At 47.8% G+C, this 586-nt stretch carries 4 tRNA genes; all 4 read left to right on the top strand.

The features are described 5' to 3' along the window. The first annotated feature begins 17 nt into the window (after window positions 1–17). The 4 genes from ACJ004_RS30155 to ACJ004_RS30140 all read left to right on the top strand — a co-directional run bounded on the left by ACJ004_RS30155 (window position 18) and on the right by ACJ004_RS30140 (window position 548). Window positions 18–93 (top strand) — tRNA-Ala (locus ACJ004_RS30155). A 21-nt stretch (window positions 94–114) separates the two neighbouring features. Further along, window positions 115–191, top strand: a tRNA-Met gene (locus tag ACJ004_RS30150). Between the two features lie 168 nt (window positions 192–359). After that, window positions 360–436 (top strand) — tRNA-Ile (locus tag ACJ004_RS30145). Between the two features lie 19 nt (window positions 437–455). Further along, window positions 456–548, top strand: a tRNA-Ser gene (locus tag ACJ004_RS30140). Window positions 549–586 lie beyond the last annotated feature (38 nt).

The raw sequence follows: 586 nt of genomic DNA, 5'->3' as shown, positions 1-586 counted from the left end.
TTCTTCTTATAACCTATGGGGTCTTAGCTCAGCTGGGAGAGCGCCTGCTTTGCACGCAGGAGGTCAGGGGTTCGATCCCCCTAGACTCCACCAACAATTTAAAAATGATATTATGGCGGTGTAGCTCAGCTGGCTAGAGCGTACGGTTCATACCCGTAAGGTCGGGGGTTCGATCCCCTCCGCCGCTACCAAATAATCATTGATTTTTTTAACTTGGACCTTTAGCTCAGCTGGTTAGAGCAACGAGCAAAGCATCCATGAATAAGCTACGAGTTGTACCCATCGAGCTGCTGCTTGAATAAGCTTTCTGAGATGGGGACAGACAGTTTTTAATCATATTGGTAATATTACATTAACTTGGACCTTTAGCTCAGCTGGTTAGAGCAGACGGCTCATAACCGTCCGGTCGTAGGTTCGAGTCCTACAAGGTCCACCATTAGCTTCATATTTAACATGGAGGAATACCCAAGTTTGGCTGAAGGGATCGGTCTTGAAAACCGACAGGCGGGTCATACCGCGCGGGGGTTCGAATCCCTCTTCCTCCTCCATTAAATATTAATATTATTGTCGCGGGGTGGAGCAGTCT

It is taken from the genome of Neobacillus sp. 204 (genome assembly GCF_046562815.1).
Lineage (GTDB): Bacteria > Bacillota > Bacilli > Bacillales > Cytobacillaceae > Neobacillus.
The sequence above is the reverse complement of the archived record's forward strand: the minus strand, read 5'-3'. Positions and strand labels throughout refer to the sequence as shown.